The sequence below is a fragment of the Streptomyces sp. NPDC006739 genome, from assembly GCF_042869815.1.
GTDB lineage: Bacteria > Actinomycetota > Actinomycetes > Streptomycetales > Streptomycetaceae > Streptomyces.
This window is the reverse complement of record NZ_JBIAGM010000003.1, coordinates 374524-395408: the sequence shown is the minus strand read 5'-3', so window position 1 is coordinate 395408 and position 20885 is coordinate 374524. Positions and strand designations below refer to the sequence as shown.

Genomic DNA, 20885 nt, shown 5'->3' with positions numbered 1-20885 from the left:
CGTTGTTCAGCATCACCGTCCGCGATCACATCATGATCGCCCACAGCTTCCGCGGCGAGGTGTTCGGGCCCGCGCAGCGACTGCACGGCGCCACGTTCCTGGTGGACGCGACGTTCCGCCGTGAGCAGCTGGACGACGACAACATCGTCGTCGACATCGGACTGGCCACGCAGGAACTCGGAGCGGTCGTCAGCGAGCTGAACTACCGCAACCTCGACAACGAGCCCGACTTCGCCGGCGTCAACACCTCCACCGAGTTCCTGGCCAAGGTCATCGCCGACCGGCTCGCCGAGCGCGTCCACAAGGGCGCCCTGGGGGAGGGCGCCAAGGGGCTGGCGGGCCTGACGGTCACCCTGCACGAGTCGCACGTCGCCTGGGCGAGTTACGAGCGTGCGCTGTGACCGACGCGACGCTGGAGAAGGCGCCGCTCGCCTACGTTCCCGCCCAGACGACCGTTCCCAAGACGGGCGACCTCATTCCCATGTCCCTCAGCTCCGTGCACTTCGTCATGCCGGGCGGTGTCCACGACACCACCAACCCCAGCGGCGGCAACGCCTATGACCGGCGGGTCTGCCTGGACCTGCCGGGTTTCGGCTGGCAGGTCCACAAGCACCTGGTGCCCGGCTCCTGGCCGCGTCCGCAGACGGCCGCGCGCACGGAACTGGCACGCACCCTGGCCGAGTTGCCGGACGGCACGGCCGTGCTGATCGACGGCATCGTGGCCTGCGGCGTCCCGGAGATCGTCGTGGCGGAGGCCGAGCGGCTGCGGCTCGCGGTCCTCGTCCACCTCCCGCTCGGTGACGAGACGGGTCTCGCGCCCGAGGTGGCCGCCGAACTCGACGCCAGGGAGCGGGCCGTGCTGCGGGCCGTGCCCGCCGTGATCGCGACCAGCGACTGGGCGGTGCGCCGTCTGGTCTCCCACCACGGCCTGGCCCCCGACCGGGTGCACGTCGCCGCCCCGGGCGCGGACATCGCGCCCCTCGCCCCCGGCACCGACGGCGTCTCCCACCTGCTGTGCGTGGCCTCCGTGACCCCGCGCAAGGGGCAGCACCGGCTGGTGGAGGCCCTGGCGGCGGTACGACACCTGCCGTGGACCTGCGTGTGCGTGGGCGGCCTGAACCACGACCCCGAGTACGTCGCCGGTCTGCGGGCCCTCATCGCGAGGCACGGACTGACCGACCGTCTGCACCTGGCCGGCCCGCGCTCCGGCGCCGACCTGGACGCCAGTTACGCCGCCGCCGACCTCATGGTCCTCACCTCCTACGCCGAGACCTACGGCATGGCGGTGACCGAGGCCCTCGCCCGCGGCATCCCCGTGCTGGCCACCGACGTCGGCGGCCTGCCCGAGGCGGTCGGCCGCGCCCCCGACGGAGGCGTGCCCGGCATCCTCGTCCCGCCGGAGGACCCCGCCGCCCTCGCCGCCGAACTGCGCGGCTGGTTCGGCGAGGCCGACGTACGACGCCGTCTGAAGGCCGCCGCACGCGGTCGGCGCGCGGCACTCGACGGCTGGGCGGCCACCGCCCGCAGCCTGGCCGGAGTCCTGCGGCGGCTCCCGGAGACACCTGGGAGGGTGGCATGAGCGGGACCACGACGTCGACGACCTCCTCGACCGGGGGGATCCCGGCCCAGCCCGGCCCCAGGGAGCTGACGGCGGCCGTACCGAGTGAGGAGGTGGCGCCGGTGAGCGGTACCCAGGGCGCGTCCGGTGAGCCCGACACCGTGATCGCCGGAGCCGGACCCGTCGCCCGGCCCGGTGAGCGGGCCACCCTGCGGTTGCGGGAGGGCGCGGGCACGGACGACGAACCGCCCCGGTACGCGCCAGAGTGGCTGCAACTGCGGGAAGGGGCCGACGCCGACGCCCGGGCCGGCGACCTCCTCGACCCGTTGCGGATCCGGCTCGCCAACCTGCCCGGGCGGCCCGGCGGGCTGGTCGTGCACGACCTGGGCTGCGGCACCGGCTCGATGGGCCGCTGGCTGGCGCCCCGGCTGGACGGCCCCCAGCACTGGATCCTGCACGACCGCGACCCCTACCTCCTGCACTTCGCGGCCGTGGCCTCCCCGCGTGCCGCCGCCGACGGCAGCCGGGTCACGGTCGAGACCCGGCGCGGTGACGTGGCCCGGCTGACCCCGGACGCCCTGTCCGGCGCCACCCTGGTGACCGCGTCCGCGCTCCTCGACGTCCTCACCCGCGCGGAGGTCGAGACCCTCGCCGACGCCTGCGCCGGGGCCGGCTGTCCGGCGCTGCTGACCCTCTCGGTCGCCGGCCGCGTCGAACTCACCCCGTCCCATCCGCTGGACACCGAGATCGCCGAGGCGTTCAACGCCCACCAGCGGCGCGACGGGCTGCTCGGCCCGGACGCGGTGACGGTGGCCTGTGAGGCGTTCGCCGAGCGCGGGGCGACGGTGCGGGTGCATCCGAGCCCGTGGCGGCTCGGGCCCGCCGAGTCCGCGCTGACGGCCCAGTGGCTGCGCGGCTGGGTGGGCGCGGCGGTGGAGGAGCGGCCCGGACTGCGCGAGCGCGCCGAACGCTACCTGCGGGACCGGCTGGCCGCCTGCGAGGCCGGCGAGCTGCGGGTCGTCGTCCACCACAGCGACCTGCTGGCCCTGTCCCGTCCGACGGGCGGCACCTCATGAGCGGGCCGGCGGCGACCGCGACGGCGGAGCCGGACACCGCGCCGGACACCGGCGCCCAGCCGCCGGTGGAGCCGGCCGCCGCGCCCCGCTCCCCGCTGTCCCGCCTCACCTCCCCTGCCGTTCGCACCCACGTCGGCACGGTCGCCGGAGTCGCCATCCTCGCCGTCCTGCTGTGGCGCCTCGGCACCGGTGTCTTCCTGGACGGACTGCGCCGGATCGACACCGTGACCCTGCTGGCGGCCCTCGGCATCGGAGTCGTCACCACCGTCTTCAGCGCCTGGCGCTGGCAGCTGGTGGCCCGGGGCCTCGGCCTGCGGCTGCCGCTCGGACCGGCCGTGGCCGACTACTACCGCGCGCTGTTCCTGAACGCCGCCCTGCCCGGCGGCATCCTGGGCGACGTGCACCGCGCGGTCCGGCACGGGCAGAGCGCCGGTGACCTCGGCCGAGGGGTCCGCGCGGTGGTCCTGGAGCGGGTCGCCGGGCAGGTCGCCCTCGCCGTGGTCGGCGCCGGCGTGCTGCTGACGCTGCCCTCCCCGGTCCGCGGTGAAGTCCGCGACTTCGCCCCGCTGGTGGGTCTGGCAGCGGCGGGCGCGCTCGCGGTCGTCCTCGCCCTGCGGATGAACCGGGCGCCCTCCGGCCGGGCCGGCGCCCTGCGCACCACCCTGGCGGAGGCGCGCGCGAGCCTGCTGTCCCGGGCCAACTGGCCGGGCGTGACGCTGTCCTCGGCCGTCGCCCTGGGCGGCCACCTCGCGATGTTCGTGGTGGCGGCCCGGGTCGCCGGCTCCACCGCCTCCGTGCCGGTGCTGCTGCCGCTGGCGGTCCTCGCCCTGGTCGCCATGGGCCTGCCGCTGAACGTCGGCGGCTTCGGCCCCCGCGAGGGCGCCACCGCCTGGGCGTTCGGCGCCGCCGGCCTCGGCGCCGGCAGCGGCCTCGCGGTCGCCGTCGTCTACGGCGTGCTCAGCTTCGTGGCCGCCCTGCCCGGCGCGGTCGTCCTCGTCGCCCGCTGGTACGCAGGCCTGCGCTACCCCCGCTCGTCCGCGGACGCGCCGGCCGACACGGAGGCGAGCAACTCCATGTACGGGCCGAAGGATTCCACCAGGCTCGCCAGCAGTTCCTTCCCCTTTTCCGCGGAACCCAGGGAAGGGCGGCCGATGACACCCGACTCGGTATAGGCGGACATTCCCACGGTGAGCAGATGACGACGGTCGTCCGCGGTGAAATCGGCGGACTCATAACCAGGGCGGACGAATTCGGGATGAGCGTGCAGCAGAATGGAGGTCTCGATTTCCCCCGCGTGCATGTCGGTGAGCAGCGAGGTGAGCACCCCGGCCCGCTCCCGCGCCGTCTCCCAGTCCTCGGCGGCCGGGAACAGCGCCATCCGCTCCCCGCGCGCGGAGGCCTCCTGGACCACGTTGCCCAGCACGTAGTTGCCGCCGTGCCCGTTGACCACGACGAGCACGTCGACGCCCGAGCGGCGCAGCGACGCCGCGATGTCCCGTACCACCGCATGGAGAGTGACCGAGGAGATGCTGACGGTTCCCGGCCAGCCCGCGTGCTCGTGCGAGCAGGAGACCGTCACCGGAGGAAGGAGGTGCACCGGGTACGCGGCGGCGATCTCCCGCGCCACGGCACAGGCGACCAGCGTGTCGGTGGCCAGGGGAAGATGGGGGCCGTGCTGTTCGAAGCTGCCGACGGGAAGGACGGCGACCTGAGTTGAAACGCCCGCCCCCCGCGTCCGTACGTCTTCCGTGGTGTCCGCCGGCAACAGACCGTGTGCCGCCGTACGCGCGCCCGAACCACTCATCTTTTCCCGGCCTTTCGTCTCTGCTTAGGAATCAGATCATGACAGAAAACATCGGCGTACTCGGCAAGCAGACCGCACGGCGTTCGGGCACGGAACGCGTCGTGAATGCCCCGCTGCCCACGGTGTACGGGAAATTCCAGGCGGTCGGCTACCTGGACCACGACCGCGGTGACGAGCAAGTGGCCCTCGTCTACGGCGACATCGGCACCGACCGGGTACTGACCCGGCTGCACTCCGAGTGCCTGACCGGTGACGCGTTCGGCTCCCAGCACTGCGAGTGCGGCGACCAACTCGCCTCCGCCCTGCGCGCGGTCGTCGCCGAGGGCAGCGGCATCGTCGTCTACCTGCGCGGCCACGAGGGCCGCGGTATCGGCCTGCTCGCCAAGCTGCGCGCGATGGCCCTCCAGGCGGAGGGCCTGGACACGGTGGAGGCGAACCTGGCGCTCGGTCTGCCCGTCGACGCCCGCGACTACGGTGTGGCCGCCGAGATCCTGCACGACCTCGGGGTGCGTTCGGTACGCCTGATGTCCAACAACCCGCGCAAGCGGGAGGCGCTGGTACGGCACGGCATCGAGGTCGCGGAAACGGTGCCGCTGCTGATCGAGCCGTGCGAGAACAACATCACCTATCTGCGGACCAAGCGGGAGCGGCTGGACCACAACCTGCCCCATCTGGACGCGGTCGCCCACTGGTCCTGAGCCCTGGAGGCCGGTCCGCGCTCAGTCGATGAGCGCCTCGTGGACCAGGCGGCGCAGTTCGGGGAAGACCTTCAGGGTCTTCGGGCGGACCTGGGTCATGAACTGCACGGTCAGGTCGCGGCCGGGGTCGATCCAGAAGGTGGTGGTGGCGGCCCCGGACCAGCCGTACGTGCCGAGGCCGGAGGGGGCCGGGGTGCGGCTCGGGTCGACGACGACGGAGACGTTGAAACCGAAGCCGAGGCCGTCGTTGGCCGCCTCCCGGTGGACGGGGGCGCCGAAGGCGCGCAGGTCCGCGCCGCCGGGGAGCTGGTTGCGGGTCATCAGGGCGACCGTGTCCGGGCGCAGCAGGCGGGTGCCGTCCAACTCGCCGCCCCGGCGCAGCACTTCCATGAACCGGTGGAAGTCGTACGCCGTCGCCACCATGCCGCCGCTGCCGGACAGGAACCGCGGGCGGCCGTGCACCGGCAGCCCGGGGACCGGCTCGATGCCGCCGTCCGCCGTCTCGCCGTACAGCTCGGAGAGCCGGCCCGCCTGTTCGGGCACGATGTGGAAGCCGGCGTCCGGCATGCCGAGGGGACGGAAGACACGGTCGGCGAAGAAGGCGTCCAGCGGCCGGCCGGAGACGATCTCGATGACGCGGCCCAGCACGTTCGAGGCGACCGAGTAGTTCCACTGCGTGCCCGGGTCGAACTGCAGCGGCAGCCGCGCGTACACCTCCATCGTGCCGGCGAGGTCCGCGCCGGGCGGCACCGACGACTCCAGGCCGGCCTCGCGGTAGAGGGCGTCGACCGGGTGGTGGTGGTAGAAGCCGAAGGTCAGGCCCGCGGTGTGGGTGAGCAGATGGCGCACGAGTACGGGCCCCGCGGCCGGGCGGGTACGTACGCCGGCGCCCTCGCCGCTCTCGTACACCCGGGGCTCGGCGAAGGCCGGCAGGTAGCGGTCCAGCGGGTCGTCGAGGGACAGCCTGCCCTCCTCGACCAGCAGCAGCGCGGCGACGGCGGTGACCGGCTTGGTCATCGAGTAGATCCGCCACAGCGTGTCCGCCTCGACCGGCAGCCCGGCCGCGCGGTCCCGCAGCCCGTGCGTGGTGAGATGGGCGACCCGGCCGCCCCGGGCCACGGCCACCAGGAAGCCGGGCAGGCGCCCCGCGTCGACGAGGTGGGCGAAGTGCCGGTCGAGGCGGTCGAGCGCCTTCCCGTCCAGCCCCGCCTCACCCGGATCGACCACTTGTTCCAGCCGTGCCATCGCTCTCCTCCAACCCGCCGGGACCTCTCGGACCTGATCGTTCCGCAGGAACGCCCGACGGAACCCTCCGGGCGGGCAGCGGTGCCCATGGCGGCCGGCAGCCGGGGAATGGGCCGTCCCTCGGGCGAGTTGATCCGGATATGACTCAGGACTCGACGCAGGACGCCCTGCTCAAGCTGTTCTCCGAGGGACACGGCGGGGTGCTGGTCACCCTCAAGCGCGACGGCCGCCCCCAGCTGTCCAACGTCAGCCACGCCTACTACCCCGACGAGCGGATCATCCGCGTCTCGCTCACCGACGACCGAGCCAAGACCCGCAACCTGCGCCGCGACCCCCGCGCCTCGTACCACGTCACCACCGCCGACCGGTGGGCGTACGCCGTCGCGGAGGGCACGGCCGACCTCACGCCCGTCGCCCAGGCCCCCCACGACGACACCGTCGAGGAACTGGTCCGGCTCTACCGGGACGTCAACGGCGAGCACCCCGACTGGGACGACTACCGGGCCGCCATGGTCCGCGACCGTCGGCTGGTGCTGCGGCTCGCCGTCGAGCGGGTCTACGGCATCCCGAAGGGCGACCGGGCATAGCGCGAGGATCCCTCAGGAGGCCCTCACCGTCTCCGGCCGTGAGGCCCCTCGCCCCGGCCGTTCGCCGAGCCGCTCCGTCGCGACGGTGTGGGTCTCGCGGGCGGTGAGGGCGGCGACCACCGGCGGCACGCACAGCGCCGCCGTGAACAGGGCGACCGCCCCCCAGTCGTCGCCGTTCGGACCGGCGATCCCGGCGGCGAAGGTGACCGCGAACCCGGCCACCGCGAAACCGCTCTGGGTGCCGATCGCCAGGCCGGACAGCCGGACCCGGGTGGAGAACATCTCGCCGTAGAACGAGGGCCACACGCCGTTGGCCGCGCTGTAGACGATGCCGAAGGCGACGATCCCGAGGACCAGGGTGAGCGGGTAGGAGCCGGTGGAGATCGCCCACAGGTAACCGCCCATCGCCGGCACGCTGCCGACCGCGCCGATCAGGTACACCGGGCGGCGCCCGATCCGGTCCGAGAGCGTCGCCCACAGCGGGATCGCGACCAGGGCGACCAGGTTGGCCAGGGCGCCCACCCAGAGCATCGAGGTACGCGACATGCCGACCGAGTCGCTGGTGGCGTACGCCAGCGCCCACACCGTGAAGATCGTGGAGACGGAGGCGATGAGCGCGCCCGCGATCACCCGCAGCACGTCCGCCCAGTGCTCACGCAGCAGCACCAGCAGCGGCAGCCCGAGGACACCCTCGGCCGCCGCCTGCCGGGCGAAGACCGGGGTCTCCCGCAGCGTGCGGCGGATGACGTAACCGGCGACGGCGACCGCGAGGCTCAGCCAGAACGGCACCCGCCAGCCCCAGGACAGCAACTGGTTCTCGGGCAGCTGGGCGACCGGGATGAAGACCAGGGTGGCGATCAGCTGGCCGCCCTGGGTGCCGCTCAGGGTGAAGCTGGTGAAGAAGCCGCGCCGGTCCGGTGGCGCGTGTTCCAGGCTCATGGAGCCGGCGCTGGCCTGCTCACCGGCCGCCGAGACGCCCTGCAGGACGCGGCACAGGACGAGCAGGACCGGAGCCAGGCCGCCGACCTGGGCGCGGGTGGGCAGACAGCCGATGAGGAACGTCGACAGTCCCATCAGGACCAGCGTGAAGACCATGATCTTCTTACGGCCGAGCCGGTCGCCGAAGTGCCCGAGGAAGAGCGCGCCGACGGGGCGGGCGGCGTACGCGACGCCGAAGGTGGCCAGCGACAGCAGGGTCGCGGTGGCCGGGTCGGAGGCGTCGAAGAACACCTTGGGGAAGATCAGCGCGGCGGCGCTGCCGTAGACGAAGAAGTCGTAGTACTCCAGGGCGCTGCCGATCCAGGCGGCGGCTGCCGCCTTCCTCGGCTGCCCGACGGCCTCGGCGGGGTCGCGGGGTGCGACGGCATGCGTCACGGCTTGCTCCTTGGGGAGGGCTCCGGCACAAGGCGGAGTGAGCGGAGGGGAGAGGAGGGGAGGGGAGAGGCGCAGGCGCCGGATCGCGGCTACCGGGTTTGCGGCTAATTAACCCACTGGATAGTTAGTACCGGTGAGAAGGGATGGTGCGCGCACGTCTCCCGGGTGTCAAGGGTTGCGGCACGCCCGCCGGGCGGCCTCAGCCGGCGGACCGCTCGGCCGTCAGATAGGCGATCACCATGTCGCCCAGCATGGTCCGGTAGTGCTCCCGCTGCGCCGGATCCACCAGGTCCCGCCCGAACAGGGCGCCGAAGGTGTGCCGGTTGGCCACCCGGAAGAAGCAGAACGAGCTGATCATCGCGTGCAGGTCCACCGCGTCCACCTCGGCCGTGAACAGGCCCGACTCCTGGCCCGAGGCGAGGATCCGGCGGATCACGTCGAGCGCCGGCGAGCCGATCCGGCCCAGCTTCTCGGAGGCGGCGATGTGCTCGGCGCCGTGGATGTTCTCGATGCTGACCAGCCGGATGAAGTCCGGGTGCCGCTCGTGGTGGTCGAAGGTCAGCTCGGCCAGCCGGCGGATCGCCGCCACCGGGTCCAGGTGCTCCACGTCCAGCCGCTGCTCGGCCTCGCGGATCACGCCGTAGGCCCGCTCCAGAACGGCCGTGAACAGCTGCTCCTTGCCGCCGAAGTAGTAGTAGATCATCCGCTTGGTGGTGCGGGTGCGGGCGGCGATCTCGTCGACCCGGGCCCCGTCGTACCCGGCCCGCGCGAACTCCTGGGTCGCCACGTCGAGGATCTCGGCCTGGGTGCGGGCGGCGTCACGGGTGCGCGCGCCTGGTCGTACCGGTTCGTCGACGCTGGTCATCGGGTTCCTTCGGAAGTGGGCCAGTGCGCCAGATTCTAGAAGCCGGGCCGGCCGCGGCCGCCGGGGTCTTCCAAGGAGTCGCCCGGACTGATATAGCTAACGTACTAGTTCGTACATTAGGGCTCGGCTCAGGAGGTCCATGTGGCCAAGGACTCGTATCTCGTCGGACTGATCGGGTCAGGCATCGGCCCCTCGCTCAGCCCGGCCCTGCACGAGCGGGAGGCCGACCGGCAGGGCCTGCGCTGCCTCTACCGGCTCATCGACATCGACAGGCTCGGCGTGCCGCCGCACGCGGTGGGCGACCTCGTACGGGCCGCGCGGGACCTCGGCTTCGACGGACTGAACATCACCCACCCGTGCAAGCAGCTCGTCATCGAGCACCTGGACGCGCTCGCCCCGCAGGCCGAGGCGCTGGGGGCGGTCAACACCGTCGTTCTGCGGGACGGCCGGGCGATCGGACACAACACCGACGTCACCGGCTTCGCCGCGTCCTTCGCCCGCGGGCTGCCCGACGTGCCGCTGGAGCGGGTCGTACAGCTGGGCGCGGGCGGCGCGGGCGCGGCCGTCGCGCACGCCATGCTCACCCTGGGCGCCGGGCGGATCACCGTCGTGGACGCGCTCGCCGACCGGGCGGCCGGTCTCGCCGCCTCGCTGAACCGCCACTTCGGCGCGGGACGGGCGGCCGCCGCCACACCCGACGAGCTGGCCCCGCTGCTCGGTCCGGCCGACGGCATCGTGCACGCCACCCCCACCGGCATGGCCGCCCACCCCGGCCTGCCCCTGCCCGCCCACCTGCTCCACCCGGACCTGTGGGTCGCCGAGGTCGTCTACCGCCCCCTGCGGACCGAACTGCTGCGCACCGCCCGCGCGATCGGCTGCGCCACCGTGGACGGCGGCGGGATGGCCGCCTTCCAGGCCGCGGACGCGTTCCGGCTGTTCACCGGGCGGGAGCCCGACAGCGCGCGGATGCTCGCGGACATCGCGGAACTGGCCGGGTCCGTCGACAGCCCGACAGGCTGAGGGAGCACGGTCATGCGTACGTCCATCGCCACCGTTTCGCTGAGCGGATCCCTCACCGAGAAGCTCACGGCCGCCTCCCGGGCCGGCTTCGACGGCGTCGAGATCTTCGAGAACGACCTCCTCGCCAGCCCCCTCACCCCCGAGGAGATCCGCGCCCGCTGCGCCGACCTCGGCCTCACCATCGACCTCTACCAGCCGATGCGCGACATCGAGGCCGTCCCCGAGGACGAGTTCGCCCGCAACCTGCGCCGCGCCCGGCACAAGTTCCAGCTGATGAACAGACTCGGCGCCGACACCGTCCTGGTCTGCTCCAGCGTCTGCCCGCACGCCGTGGACGACGACGCCCTCGCCGCCGCCCAGCTGAGCCGACTGGCCGACCTGGCCGAGGACTTCGGCATCCGGGTCGCCTACGAGGCACTCGCCTGGGGACGGCACGTCAGCACGTACGACCACGCCTGGCGCCTCGTCGAGACGGCCGGCCACCCCGCGCTCGGCACCTGCCTGGACAGCTTCCACATCCTCTCCCGGGGCTCGGACCCCAAGGGCATCGAGGACATCCCCGGTGAGAAGATCTTCTTCCTCCAGCTGGCCGACGCCCCGCCGCTCGCCATGGACGTCCTGCAGTGGAGCCGGCACTACCGCTGCTTCCCCGGCCAGGGCGGCTTCGACGTCACCGGACTCCTCGGCCACGTGCTGCGCACCGGGTACGCCGGACCGCTCTCCCTGGAGGTCTTCAACGACGTCTTCCGGCAGGCCGAGGCGGGCCCGACGGCCGTCGACGCCCACCGCTCGCTGCTGATGTTGCAGGAGGCGGCCGGCACCGTCGCCCCGCCGGCGCCGGTGGTGCCCACCGGGGTCGCCTTCGCCGAACTGGTCACACCGGACGCCGAACCGGTCGCGGCGGTACTCGGCGCGCTGGGTTTCGCCCGCACCGCACGCCACCGCGGCAAACCGGTCGACCTGTGGGAACAGGGCGAGGCCCGGATCCTGGTGAACACGGGCGCGGCGGCCCGCCGGGACGGCACCACCCTCGCCGCCGTGGGTCTGGAGTCGCCCGACCCGGCGGGCGCCGCCCGGCGCGCCGAGGCACTCCTCGCCCCGGTCCTGCCCCGCCGCCGCGGCCCCGGGGACGCCCCCCTGGAGGCGGTGGCGGCACCCGACGGCACGGAACTGTTCTTCTGCGCCACCGGCAGGCCGGAGCTGCCCGACTGGCGAGCCGACTTCGCGGACGTGCCGGGCGCCCGCCGACCGGACCGCGCGGCCCGGGTCGACCATCTCGCCCTCACCCAGCCATGGCACCACTTCGACGAGGCGGCCCTCTTCCACCGGGGCGTGCTCGGCCTGGACGCCCAGGACAGCGTCGACCTCGCCGACCCCTACGGCCTGCTGCGCAGCCGCGCCGTCCGCAACGCCGACGGCAGTGTCCGCATCGCCCTGGGCGTCGGCGCGGCGCCCACCGACGACACCGTGCACGCCCAGCACATCGCGCTGGCCGTCGACGACGTGGTGACGGCCGCCCGCCGCTTCCGTGCGGCGGGCGGCCGTCTGCTGCCCATCCCGGCCAACTACTACGAGGACCTCGCGGCCCGCCACGACTTCGCCGCCGGGGAGCTGGAGTCGTACCGCGAACTCGGCATCCTCTACGACCGGGACGCGGGCGGCGCCTTCCGGCACTGCTACACGTCCACCGTCGGCCGGGTCTTCTTCGAACTGGTCCAGCGCGACCCGGGATACCGCGGCTACGGCGCCCAGAACGCCCCGGTGCGCCTGGCGGCCCAGCACACGCAGAGCTAGGCCCTGGTGTTCCACTCCGCGATCACCGGGCGCCCGTGCTCCGTGGACAGGCGGCTGAGCGTGCCCGTGGCCAGCTGGAACAGGCGGCCGTCGGCGGGTGGCAGACCCAGCCGGCGGGCGGTCAGTACGCGCAGGAAGTGGGCGTGGGCGACCAGGACCACGTCGCCGTCGTCCCCGGCGAGGGCGCCGTCCAGAGCGGCCAGCACCCGGTCGGCACGCCGTCCCACCTCCTCGGGCGACTCACCGGCGTGGCCGTCGGGGCCGGGCGGTACGCCGTCGGTCCACAGGTCCCAGTCGGGCCGGGTCCGGTGGATGTCCGCCGTCGTGACGCCCTCGTAGCCGCCGTAGTCCCATTCATGCAGGTCGGGGTCGGGGACGACCCCGCTCAGGCCGGCCAGTTCGGCGGTGCGTATCGCACGGCCGAGCGGGCTGGCCAGGGTCAGTGCGTAGGTCCGGCCGGTCAGGAGGGGAGCGAGTGACTTGGCCTGTTCCTCACCGTGCTGGGTGAGGGGCAGGTCGGTCCAGCTGGTGTGCTGGCCCGACACGCTCCACTCCGTCTCACCGTGGCGGACCAGGAGAAGGTCCCCCACGGCGGCTCAGTCCTTCTTCGCGGACTCGACGGCGTGACCGCCGAACTGGTTGCGCAGCGCCGCGATCATCTTCATCTGCGGGGAGTCGTCCTGCCGGGACGCGAACCGGGCGAAGAGCGAGGCGGTGATCGCCGGCAGCGGCACCGCGTGGTCGATGGCCGCCTCGACGGTCCAGCGGCCCTCGCCGGAGTCCTCCGCGTAGCCGCGCAGCTTGTCCAGGTGCTCGTCGTCGTCGAGGGCGTTGACCGCGAGGTCGAGCAGCCAGGAGCGGATGACGGTGCCCTCCTGCCAGGAGCGGAACACCTCGCGGACGTTGTCCACGGAGGACACCGACTCCAGCAGCTCCCAGCCCTCGGCATAGGCCTGCATCATCGCGTACTCGATGCCGTTGTGGACCATCTTGGAGAAGTGCCCGGCACCGACCCGGCCCGCGTGCACGTAGCCGTAGGGCCCCTCGGGCTTGAGCGCCTCGAAGATCGGCTGGAGCCGCTCGACGTGCTCCTTGTCGCCGCCGACCATCAGCGCGTAGCCGTTCTCCAGGCCCCACACTCCGCCGGAGACGCCCGCGTCGACGAAGCCGATGCGCCGGACGCCGAGTTCGGCGGCGTGCTTCTCGTCGTCGGTCCAGCGGGAGTTGCCGCCGTCGACCACCATGTCACCGGGCGACAGCAGATCCCCGAGTTCGTCGATGACGCCCTGGGTGGCCGTGCCGGCCGGCACCATCACCCACACCACACGTGGGGCGTCGAGCCGCTCGACGAGTTCGGCGAGGTTCTTGACGTCGGAGACCTCGGGGTTGCGGTCGTAGCCGACCACGGTGTGGCCCGCGCGGCGGATCCGCTCGCGCATGTTGCCGCCCATCTTGCCGAGGCCGATGAGTCCGAGCTGCATGTTCTTCACTTCCTGAGAGTGCGGTACGCGGCGACGAGATTGCTGGTGGAGGGGTCGAGACCGGGCACGTCGGCGCCTTCGGTCAGGGCGGGCTCCACGCGCCTGGCGAGGACCTTGCCGAGTTCGACGCCCCACTGGTCGAAGGAGTCGATGTTCCAGATCGCGCCCTGGACGAACACCTTGTGCTCGTAGAGGGCGATCAGCTGGCCGAGGACCGACGGGGTCGGCTCGGTGGCGAGGACGGTGGTGGTCGGGTGGTTGCCCCGGAAGGTGCGGTGCGCCACCTGCTCCTCGGGCACGCCCTCCGCACGGACCTCCTCGGCGGTCTTGCCGAAGGCGAGGGCCTGGGTCTGGGCGAAGAAGTTCGCCATCAGCAGGTCGTGCTGGGCGGCCAGTTCACCGCTCAGCTCGGCGACCGGCCGGGCGAAGCCGATGAAGTCCGCCGGGATCAGCTTGGTGCCCTGGTGGATCAACTGGTAGTAGGCGTGCTGCCCGTTGGTGCCGGGCGTGCCCCACACCACCGGACCCGTCTGCCACTCGACGGGGTTGCCGTCCCGGTCCACCGACTTGCCGTTGGACTCCATGTCCAGCTGCTGCAGATAGGCGGTGAACCTGGACAGGTAGTGCGAGTACGGCAGCACCGCGTGCGACTGCGCGTCGAAGAAGTTGCCGTACCAGATGCCCAGCAGGCCCAGCAGCAGCGGGGCGTTGGCCTCGGCCGGGGCGGTGCGGAAGTGCTCGTCGACGATGCGGAAGCCGTCGAGCATCTCCCGGAACCGGTCCGCTCCGATGGCGATCATCAGGGACAGCCCGATCGCGGAGTCGTACGAGTAGCGCCCGCCGACCCAGTCCCAGAACTCGAACATGTTGTCCGGGTCGATACCGAACTCGGTGACCTTGCCGGCGTTGGTCGACAGCGCCACGAAGTGCCGGGCCACGGCCTTCTCGTCGCCGTCGAGCCCGTTCAGCAGCCAGCCGCGGGCCGAGGTGGCGTTGGTGATCGTCTCGATCGTGGTGAAGGTCTTGGAGGCGACGATGAACAGGGTCTCCGCCGGGTCCAGGTCCCGTACCGCCTCGTGCAGGTCGGCGCCGTCCACGTTCGACACGAACCGGAACGTCAACTCCCGTGCGGTGTAGGGCCGCAGGGCCTCGTAGGCCATCGCGGGACCCAGGTCGGAGCCGCCGATGCCGATGTTGACGACGTTCCTGATGCGCTTGCCGGTGTGGCCGGTCCAGGCGCCGGAGCGGACCCGCTCGGCGAAGTCGGCCATCTTGTCCAGGACCGCGTGCACCGCCGGGACGACGTTCTCGCCGTCGACCTCGACCACCGCGTCCCGGGGGGCCCGCAGCGCGGTGTGCAGCACGGCCCGCCGCTCGGTGACGTTGATCTTCTCGCCGCGGAACATGGCGTCCCGCAGGCCCGAGACGCCGGTGGCGGTGGCGAGTTCCTGGAGCAGGGCCAGCGTCTCGTCGGTGATCAGGTGCTTGCTGTAGTCGATGTGCAGGTCGCCGACCCGTACGACGTAGCGCTCGGCGCGGGCCGGGTCGGCGGCGAACAGCTCGCGCAGATGCGGCCGCCACTCGGCGCGGTGGTCGGCGAGGGCCGCCCACTCGGGGCGCCGCGTCAAAGCGGGGGAGTCAGACATGTCAGACGTTCTCCTTGATGCCCTCGCCGCGCAGGGCGATGGCGTACATCTCGTCGGCGTCGAGGCGGCGCAGTTCCTCGGCGATGAGTTCGGCCAGGGACCGGACCTTGAGCGCGAGGGTGCGCGGCGGCTGGTCCGGGAGGGTCAGGGTGGCCAGCGGGCCCTCGGGACGGTCGATGACGATCTCGCCGTTCGCGGTGCCCAGCCGGACGGCCGTGACGACCGGCCCGGCGGTGACCACACGGTCGACCGTGACCTGCAGCCGCGCCTCCAGCCAGCGGGCCAGCAACTCGGCGGCCGGGTTGTCCGCCTCGGCCTCCACCGCCGCGGAGATCACCCGGGTACGGGCCTGGTCCAGGGCCGCGGCCAGCATCGAGCGCCACGGAGTGAGCCGGGTCCAGGCGAGGTCGGTGTCGCCGGGCGCGTAGGAACGGATCCGCGCGGCCATCACCGCGAGGGGGTTCTCGACGGCGTACAGGTCGGTGATCCGGCGCTGCGCGAGGGCGCCCAGCGGGTCCTTCGCCGGGTTCTCCGGCGCCTCCACCGGCCACCAGACGACGACCGGCGCGTCCGGCAGCAGCAGCGGCAGCACCACCGAGTCGGCGTGGTCCGAGACCTCGCCGTAGGTGCGCAGCACCACCGTCTCGCCGGTGCCCGCGTCGGCGCCCACCCGGACCTCGGCGTCCAGCCGGGAGGCCTGGCGGTCGCGCGGGGTGCGGGCGTGCCGCTTGATGACGACCAGGGTCCGCGAGGGGTGCTCGTGCGAGGCCTCCTCGGCCGCCTTGATCGAGTCGTAGGCGTTCTCCTCGTCCGTGACGATCACCATCGTCAGGACCATGCCCACGGCGGGCGTGCCGATGGCCCTGCGGCCCTGCACCAACGCCTTGTTGATCTTGCTTGCCGTGGTGTCGGTCAGGTCGATCTTCATGGCCTGCGCCAGCTCCGTCCGTCTCGTGCGAGCATCTCGTCGGCTTCCCCGGGTCCCCAGCTGCCCGAGGCGTACTGCGCCGGCCTGCCGTGCGCCGCCCAGTACTCCTCGATCGGGTCGAGGATCTTCCAGGACTCTTCCACTTCCTGGTGACGGGGGAACAAATTGGCGTCGCCGAGCAGTACATCCAGGATGAGCCGCTCGTACGCCTCCGGGCTGGACTCGGTGAACGACTCGCCGTAGGCGAAGTCCATCGACACGTCCCGGATCTCCATGGAAGTGCCCGGCACCTTGGAGCCGAACCGCACGGTCATGCCCTCGTCGGGCTGGACCCGGACGACGATCGCGTTCTGGCCCAGTTCCTCGGTGGCGGTGGAGTCGAAGGGCGAGTGCGGGGCCCGCTTGAAGACCACCGCGATCTCGGTGACCCGGCGGCCCAGCCGCTTGCCGGTGCGCAGGTAGAAGGGGACGCCCGCCCAGCGGCGGTTGTCGACGCCCAGCTTGATCGCCGCGTAGGTGTCGGTATTCGACGCCGGGTCGATGCCCTCCTCCTGGAGGTAGCCGACGACCTTCTCGCCGCCCTGCCAGGCCGGCGCGTACTGGCCCCGCACGGTGTGCGCGCCGAGGTCCTCCGGCAGCCGCACCGACTTCAGCACCTTCAGCTTCTCGGTGAGCAGCGACTCCGCGTCGAAGGCGATCGGCTCCTCCATCGCGGTCAGCGCCATCAGCTGGAGCAGGTGGTTCTGGATGACGTCACGGGCCGAACCGATGCCGTCGTAGTAGCCCGCGCGGCCGCCGATGCCGATGTCCTCGGCCATGGTGATCTGCACGTGGTCGACGTAACTGCGGTTCCAGACCGGCTCGTACATCTGGTTGGCGAAGCGGAGCGCCAGGATGTTCTGGACGGTCTCCTTGCCGAGGTAGTGGTCGATGCGGAAGACCTGGTCGGGCTCGAACACGTCGTGCACGACCCGGTTCAGCTCCTGCGCCGACCTCAGGTCGTGGCCGAACGGCTTCTCGATGACCGCGCGCCGCCAGGCGCCCCGCGGCGGGGAGGCCAGGCCGTGCTTCTTCAGCTGCCGCACCACCTTGGGGAAGAACTTCGGCGGCACCGAGAGGTAGAAGGCGAAGTTGCCGCCGGTGCCCCGGGAGGCGTCCAGCTCCTCGACGGCGTCGCGCAGCTGCTTGAAGGCGGTGTCGTCGTCGAAGTCGCCGGGGATGAACCGCATGCCCTCGGCGAGCTGCTGCCAGACCTCCTCGCGGAACGGGGTGCGGGAGTGCTCGCGCACGGCGTCGTGGACGACCTGCGCGAAGTCCTGGTCCTCCCAGTCCCGGCGGGCGAAGCCGACCAGGGAGAAGCCCGGCGGCAGCAGACCGCGGTTGGCCAGGTCGTAGACGGCCGGCATCAGCTTCTTGCGGGACAGGTCGCCGGTCACCCCGAAGATGACCAGGCCGGACGGGCCCGCGATGCGGGGCAGCCGCCGGTCGCGCGCGTCGCGCAGCGGATTGCTCCAGTCGGTGGCAGGAACGGCGTTCATTCCCCGTCGACCCCCTTGCTGTCCAGGGACTTCGTCACGGCGTCCAGCAGTTCCTGCCAGGCCGCCTCGAACTTGGCGACACCCTCGTCCTCCAGCTGCCGCACGACCTCGTCGTAGGAGATGCCGAGCGACTCCACGGCGGCCAGGTCGGCGTGCGCCTGCGCGTAGCCGCCGGTCACCGTGTCCCCGGTGATCCCGCCGTGGTCGGCGGTGGCGTTCAAGGTGGCCTCCGGCATCGTGTTGACGGTGCCCGGGGCGACCAGCTCGTCGACGTACAGGGTGTCCTTGTACGCCGGGTCCTTCACTCCCGTCGAGGCCCACAGCGGGCGCTGCCTGTTGGCCTGCGCGCCGGCGAGGGCGGTCCAGCGCCCGCCGGCGAACGCCGCCTCGTACACCTCGTACGCGAGCCGCGCGTTGGCCAGGGCCGCCCTGCCCTTGAGGGCGAGGGCCTCGGCCGTGCCGAGGACCGTCAGCCGCTTGTCGATCTCGGAGTCGACACGGGAGACGAAGAAGGAGGCCACGGAGTGGATGACCGAGAGGTCCAGGCCCTTGGCGGCGGCCTTCTCCAGACCGGCCAGATAGGCGTCGACGACCTCGCGGTAGCGGTCCAGCGAGAAGATCAGCGTGACGTTGACGCTGATGCCGAGACCGATGACCTCGGTGATGGCCGGCAGGCCCGCCCGGGTCGCCGGGATCTTGATCATCACGTTGGGGCGGTCCACCAGCCAGGCCAGCTGCCTGGCCTCGGCGACGGTCGCCCGGGTGTCGTGGGCCAGGCGCGGGTCGACCTCGATGGAGACCCGGCCGTCCCGGCCGCCGGTCGCGTCGTACACGGGCCGCAGGACGTCGGCGGCGGCGCGCACATCGGCGGTGGTCATCATCCGTACGGCCTCGTCGACCGTGACACCGCGTACGGCCAGGTCGGCGAGCTGCTCCTCGTACCCCTCGCCGGAGCCGATGGCGGCCTGGAAGATCGAGGGGTTGGTGGTGACGCCGACGACGTGCTTCGTCGCGACCAGTTCGGCGAGGTTCCCGCTGCTGATCCGCTCGCGGGACAGGTCGTCCAGCCAGATGGACACGCCCTGGTCGGACAGGCGCTCGAGGGCTCCCGCGGTCGCGGTTGCTTCGGTCACTTTCATCATCTTCTTTCTGGCGTTCTGATCAGCCGCGGGCGGTGAGGGCGGAGGCCGCGTCGATCGAGGCCCTCGCGGCGGCGGCGACGTTCTCGGGGGTGAATCCGAACTCGGCGAACAGGATCTTGGCATCGGCGGAGGCGCCGAAGTGTTCGAGGGAGACGATGCGTCCTGCGTCACCCACGAAGCGGTACCACGTCAGACCGATTCCGGCCTCGACGGCGACGCGGGCCCGCACGGACGGGGGAAGCACCCGCTCACGGTAGTCGCGCGGCTGCTCCTCGAACCACTCCACGGACGGCATCGACACCACCCGGGCGCCGATCCCCTCGGCCTCCAGCCGCTCCCGGGCGGCGACGGCGAGCTGCACCTCGGAGCCGGTGGCGATCAGGATCACGTCCGGGGTCCCGGTGGAGGCGTCCCGCAGGACGTAACCGCCCTTGGCCGCGTCCGGGTTCGGCGCGTAGGTCGGTACCCCCTGCCGGGTGAGGGCGAGGCCGTGCGGGGCCGGTTGGGTGGCGTGCCGGCGCAGGATCTCGGCCCAGACGGTGGCGGTCTCGTTGGCGTCGGCCGGGCGGACCACGTTCAGGCCCGGGATGGCGCGCAGCGAGGCGAGGTGCTCGACGGGCTGGTGGGTGGGGCCGTCCTCGCCCAGGCCGATGGAGTCGTGCGTCCACACGTACGTCACCGGCAGCTGCATCAGCGCGGACATGCGCACGGCGTTGCGCATGTAGTCGGAGAACACCAGGAAGGTGCCGCCGTAGACACGGGTGTTGCCGTGCAGCGCGATGCCGTTCATCTCCGCGGCCATGGAGAACTCGCGGATGCCGAAGTGGACGGTGCGGCCGTAGGGGTCGGCGCCGGGCAGCGGGTTGCCCTCGGGCAGGAAGGACGACGTCTTGTCGATGGTGGTGTTGTTCGAGCCGGCCAGGTCGGCGGAGCCGCCCCACAGCTCGGGCAGGACCGCGCCGAGCGACTGGAGGACCTTTCCGGAGGCGGCCCGGGTGGCGACGGAGCCGCCCTCCTCGAAGACGGGCAGGGCGTCCTGCCAGCCGTCGGGGAGCTGACCGGCCACCACCCGGTCGAACAACTGGGCGCGTTCGGGCTGGGCGGTACGCCACTCGGCGATCCGCTTGTCCCAGGCCGCGTGTGCCTCGGCACCCCGGCCGAGCGCGCCGCGTGCGTGGGCGAGGACGTCGTCGTCGACCTGGAAGGTGCGCTCGGGGTCGAAGCCGAGGACGCGCTTGGTGGCGGCGACCTCGTCGGCGCCGAGCGCGGAGCCGTGGGCGGCCCCGGTGTTCCGCGCGTTCGGGGCCGGCCAGGCGATGATCGTGCGCATCGCGATGATGGAGGGGCGTCCGGTCTCCGCCCGGGCCGCCCGGAGCGCGGCGTACAGGGCGGCCACGTCGACGTCGCCGTCCTGCGTGGGCTGGACGCGCTGGGTGTGCCAGCCGTAGGCCTCGTACCGCTTCAGCACGTCCTCGGAGAAGGCGGTCGCGGTGTCGCCCTCGATGGAGATGTGGTTGTCGTCGTAGAGGAAGACCAGGTTGCCGAGCCTCTGGTGGCCGGCGAGGGAGGAGGCCTCGGCGGAGACGCCCTCCTGCAGGTCGCCGTCGGAGACGATCGCCCAGATGGTGTGGTCGAAGGGGGAGGTGCCCTCGGGGGCCTCCGGGTCGAACAGGCCGCGCTCGTAGCGGGCGGCCATCGCCATGCCGACGGCGTTCGCGACGCCCTGCCCGAGCGGGCCGGTGGTGGTCTCCACACCGGCGGTGTGCCCGTACTCGGGATGACCGGGGGTCTTGGACCCGTGGGTGCGGAAGGCCTTCAGATCGTCCAGCTCGACCTCGTATCCGGCGAGGTACAGCTGGGTGTAGAGGGTCAGCGAGGTGTGGCCGGGGGACAGCACGAAGCGGTCGCGGCCGGTCCATTCCGGATCGGCCGGGTCATGGCGCATCACCTTCTGAAAGATCGTGTACGCGGCCGGGGCCAGGCTCATCGCGGTGCCGGGATGCCCGTTGCCGACCTGCTGCACGGCGTCTGCCGCCAGCAGGCGGGCGGTGTCCACGGCACGCCGGTCGAGGTCGGTCCACTCGAAACCCTCGGTTGTCTGCGTGCTCATCTTCAAGAAGTCCTCTTCG

18 protein-coding genes and 1 pseudogene are annotated in these 20885 nt (G+C 72.3%); 8 read left to right on the top strand and 11 right to left on the bottom strand.

The genetic code is table 11. The features are described from left to right. The first annotated feature begins 2 nt into the window (after positions 1 to 2). The 4 genes and pseudogenes from ACFYMM_RS08670 to ACFYMM_RS08655 all read left to right on the top strand — a co-directional run. Complete coding sequence (locus ACFYMM_RS08670; RefSeq protein ID WP_388385077.1) at positions 3 to 401, top strand: 6-pyruvoyl tetrahydropterin synthase family protein; 399 nt, start codon at positions 3 to 5, stop codon at positions 399 to 401. Further along, positions 398 to 1579 (top strand): glycosyltransferase family 4 protein, encoded by a 1182-nt coding sequence (locus ACFYMM_RS08665; protein WP_388385076.1) that lies wholly within the window; start codon positions 398 to 400, stop codon positions 1577 to 1579. Before ACFYMM_RS08670 ends, ACFYMM_RS08665 begins: the two co-directional genes overlap by 4 nt. Next, positions 1576 to 2634 (top strand): trans-aconitate methyltransferase, encoded by a 1059-nt coding sequence (locus tag ACFYMM_RS08660; protein ID WP_388385075.1) that lies wholly within the window; start codon positions 1576 to 1578, stop codon positions 2632 to 2634. The genes ACFYMM_RS08665 and ACFYMM_RS08660 overlap by 4 nt, the downstream gene beginning before the upstream one ends. Beyond that, a pseudogene (locus ACFYMM_RS08655) lies at positions 2631 to 3605 on the top strand (lysylphosphatidylglycerol synthase domain-containing protein); the annotation flags it as partial. The gene ACFYMM_RS08660 and the pseudogene ACFYMM_RS08655, both read left to right, overlap by 4 nt. Positions 3606 to 3655: 50 nt before the next feature. Here the strand turns inward: ACFYMM_RS08655 and ACFYMM_RS08650 are convergent. After that, a complete protein-coding gene (locus ACFYMM_RS08650; protein ID WP_388385074.1) occupies positions 3656 to 4438 on the bottom strand; it encodes a creatininase family protein in 783 nt (260 codons plus the stop codon). A 38-nt stretch (positions 4439 to 4476) separates the two neighbouring features. On the opposite strand from ACFYMM_RS08650, the gene ribA reads away from it, so the two are divergent. Beyond that, positions 4477 to 5136 carry a GTP cyclohydrolase II gene (gene ribA, locus ACFYMM_RS08645; RefSeq protein WP_388385073.1) on the top strand — a complete coding sequence of 220 codons (660 nt, stop codon included), beginning with the start codon at positions 4477 to 4479 and terminating at the stop codon, positions 5134 to 5136. Positions 5137 to 5157: 21 nt separating this feature from the next. On the opposite strand, the gene ACFYMM_RS08640 is transcribed toward ribA, so the two are convergent. Next, the gene (locus ACFYMM_RS08640) at positions 5158 to 6381 is read right to left on the bottom strand and encodes a serine hydrolase domain-containing protein (protein WP_388385072.1); all 1224 of its coding nucleotides are present in this window, start codon (positions 6379 to 6381) and stop codon (positions 5158 to 5160) included. 140 nt (positions 6382 to 6521) lie between these two features. Between ACFYMM_RS08640 and ACFYMM_RS08635 the strand changes: the two genes are divergently transcribed. After that, positions 6522 to 6968, top strand: a complete 447-nt coding sequence (locus ACFYMM_RS08635) for a PPOX class F420-dependent oxidoreductase (protein ID WP_388385071.1) — start codon at positions 6522 to 6524, stop codon at positions 6966 to 6968. Between the two features lie 12 nt (positions 6969 to 6980). On the opposite strand, the gene ACFYMM_RS08630 is transcribed toward ACFYMM_RS08635, so the two are convergent. Continuing rightward, on the bottom strand, positions 6981 to 8342 hold the full coding sequence (locus ACFYMM_RS08630) for an MFS transporter (RefSeq protein WP_388385070.1): 1362 nt from the start codon (positions 8340 to 8342) through the stop codon (positions 6981 to 6983). Positions 8343 to 8541: 199 nt separating this feature from the next. Then, positions 8542 to 9207 carry a TetR/AcrR family transcriptional regulator gene (locus ACFYMM_RS08625; RefSeq protein ID WP_388385069.1) on the bottom strand — a complete coding sequence of 222 codons (666 nt, stop codon included), beginning with the start codon at positions 9205 to 9207 and terminating at the stop codon, positions 8542 to 8544. A 141-nt stretch (positions 9208 to 9348) separates the two neighbouring features. Here ACFYMM_RS08625 and ACFYMM_RS08620 point away from each other — a divergent pair, with 141 nt between their 5' ends. Together ACFYMM_RS08620 and ACFYMM_RS08615 are read left to right on the top strand one after the other, a co-directional pair. After that, the gene (locus tag ACFYMM_RS08620) at positions 9349 to 10227 is read left to right on the top strand and encodes a shikimate dehydrogenase (protein WP_388385068.1); all 879 of its coding nucleotides are present in this window, start codon (positions 9349 to 9351) and stop codon (positions 10225 to 10227) included. Between the two features lie 12 nt (positions 10228 to 10239). Next, positions 10240 to 12021 (top strand): bifunctional sugar phosphate isomerase/epimerase/4-hydroxyphenylpyruvate dioxygenase family protein, encoded by a 1782-nt coding sequence (locus ACFYMM_RS08615; protein WP_388385067.1) that lies wholly within the window; start codon positions 10240 to 10242, stop codon positions 12019 to 12021. Here ACFYMM_RS08615 and ACFYMM_RS08610 read toward each other — a convergent pair. The 7 genes from ACFYMM_RS08610 to tkt are packed head-to-tail and all read right to left on the bottom strand — an operon-like array spanning position 12018 to position 20866. Further along, the gene (locus ACFYMM_RS08610) at positions 12018 to 12611 is read right to left on the bottom strand and encodes a histidine phosphatase family protein (RefSeq protein ID WP_388385066.1); all 594 of its coding nucleotides are present in this window, start codon (positions 12609 to 12611) and stop codon (positions 12018 to 12020) included. The two genes, ACFYMM_RS08615 and ACFYMM_RS08610, sit on opposite strands and share 4 nt — an antisense overlap. Before the next feature lie 6 nt (positions 12612 to 12617). Then, entirely contained in the window at positions 12618 to 13502 is an 885-nt protein-coding gene (gene gnd, locus ACFYMM_RS08605; RefSeq protein WP_388385064.1) for a phosphogluconate dehydrogenase (NAD(+)-dependent, decarboxylating), read from the bottom strand. A 5-nt stretch (positions 13503 to 13507) separates the two neighbouring features. Then, positions 13508 to 15148, bottom strand: coding sequence for a glucose-6-phosphate isomerase (gene pgi / locus ACFYMM_RS08600; protein ID WP_388385063.1), 1641 nt, complete (start codon positions 15146 to 15148; stop codon positions 13508 to 13510). 1 nt (position 15149) lies between these two features. Beyond that, positions 15150 to 16076: a glucose-6-phosphate dehydrogenase assembly protein OpcA gene (opcA, locus tag ACFYMM_RS08595; RefSeq protein WP_388385061.1), complete on the bottom strand. Its 927-nt coding sequence runs from the start codon at positions 16074 to 16076 to the stop codon at positions 15150 to 15152. Further along, on the bottom strand, positions 16073 to 17614 hold the full coding sequence (zwf, locus tag ACFYMM_RS08590) for a glucose-6-phosphate dehydrogenase (protein WP_388385060.1): 1542 nt from the start codon (positions 17612 to 17614) through the stop codon (positions 16073 to 16075). Before zwf ends, opcA begins: the two co-directional genes overlap by 4 nt. Continuing rightward, positions 17611 to 18756, bottom strand: a complete 1146-nt coding sequence (gene tal, locus ACFYMM_RS08585) for a transaldolase (RefSeq protein WP_388385058.1) — start codon at positions 18754 to 18756, stop codon at positions 17611 to 17613. Before tal ends, zwf begins: the two co-directional genes overlap by 4 nt. A 19-nt stretch (positions 18757 to 18775) precedes the next feature. Further along, positions 18776 to 20866, bottom strand: a complete 2091-nt coding sequence (gene tkt, locus ACFYMM_RS08580) for a transketolase (RefSeq protein WP_388385057.1) — start codon at positions 20864 to 20866, stop codon at positions 18776 to 18778. Between the last annotated feature and the right edge of the window lie 19 nt (positions 20867 to 20885).

Bases quoted from the DNA above. Each gene is read 5' to 3' on its own strand.
- gnd (WP_388385064.1), bottom strand. From the start codon at position 13,502: ATGCAGCTCGGACTCATCGGCCTCGGCAAGATGGGCGGCAACATGCGC.
- ACFYMM_RS08625 (WP_388385069.1), bottom strand. From the start codon at position 9,207: ATGACCAGCGTCGACGAACCGGTACGACCAGGCGCGCGCACCCGTGAC.
- ACFYMM_RS08660 (WP_388385075.1), top strand. From the start codon at position 1,576: ATGAGCGGGACCACGACGTCGACGACCTCCTCGACCGGGGGGATCCCG.
- ACFYMM_RS08650 (WP_388385074.1), bottom strand. From the start codon at position 4,438: ATGAGTGGTTCGGGCGCGCGTACGGCGGCACACGGTCTGTTGCCGGCG.
- zwf (WP_388385060.1), bottom strand. From the start codon at position 17,614: ATGAACGCCGTTCCTGCCACCGACTGGAGCAATCCGCTGCGCGACGCG.
- ACFYMM_RS08615 (WP_388385067.1), top strand. From the start codon at position 10,240: ATGCGTACGTCCATCGCCACCGTTTCGCTGAGCGGATCCCTCACCGAG.
- ribA (WP_388385073.1), top strand. From the start codon at position 4,477: ATGACAGAAAACATCGGCGTACTCGGCAAGCAGACCGCACGGCGTTCG.
- opcA (WP_388385061.1), bottom strand. From the start codon at position 16,076: ATGAAGATCGACCTGACCGACACCACGGCAAGCAAGATCAACAAGGCG.
- ACFYMM_RS08635 (WP_388385071.1), top strand. From the start codon at position 6,522: ATGACTCAGGACTCGACGCAGGACGCCCTGCTCAAGCTGTTCTCCGAG.
- pgi (WP_388385063.1), bottom strand. From the start codon at position 15,148: ATGTCTGACTCCCCCGCTTTGACGCGGCGCCCCGAGTGGGCGGCCCTC.
- ACFYMM_RS08640 (WP_388385072.1), bottom strand. From the start codon at position 6,381: ATGGCACGGCTGGAACAAGTGGTCGATCCGGGTGAGGCGGGGCTGGAC.
- tal (WP_388385058.1), bottom strand. From the start codon at position 18,756: ATGATGAAAGTGACCGAAGCAACCGCGACCGCGGGAGCCCTCGAGCGC.
- tkt (WP_388385057.1), bottom strand. From the start codon at position 20,866: ATGAGCACGCAGACAACCGAGGGTTTCGAGTGGACCGACCTCGACCGG.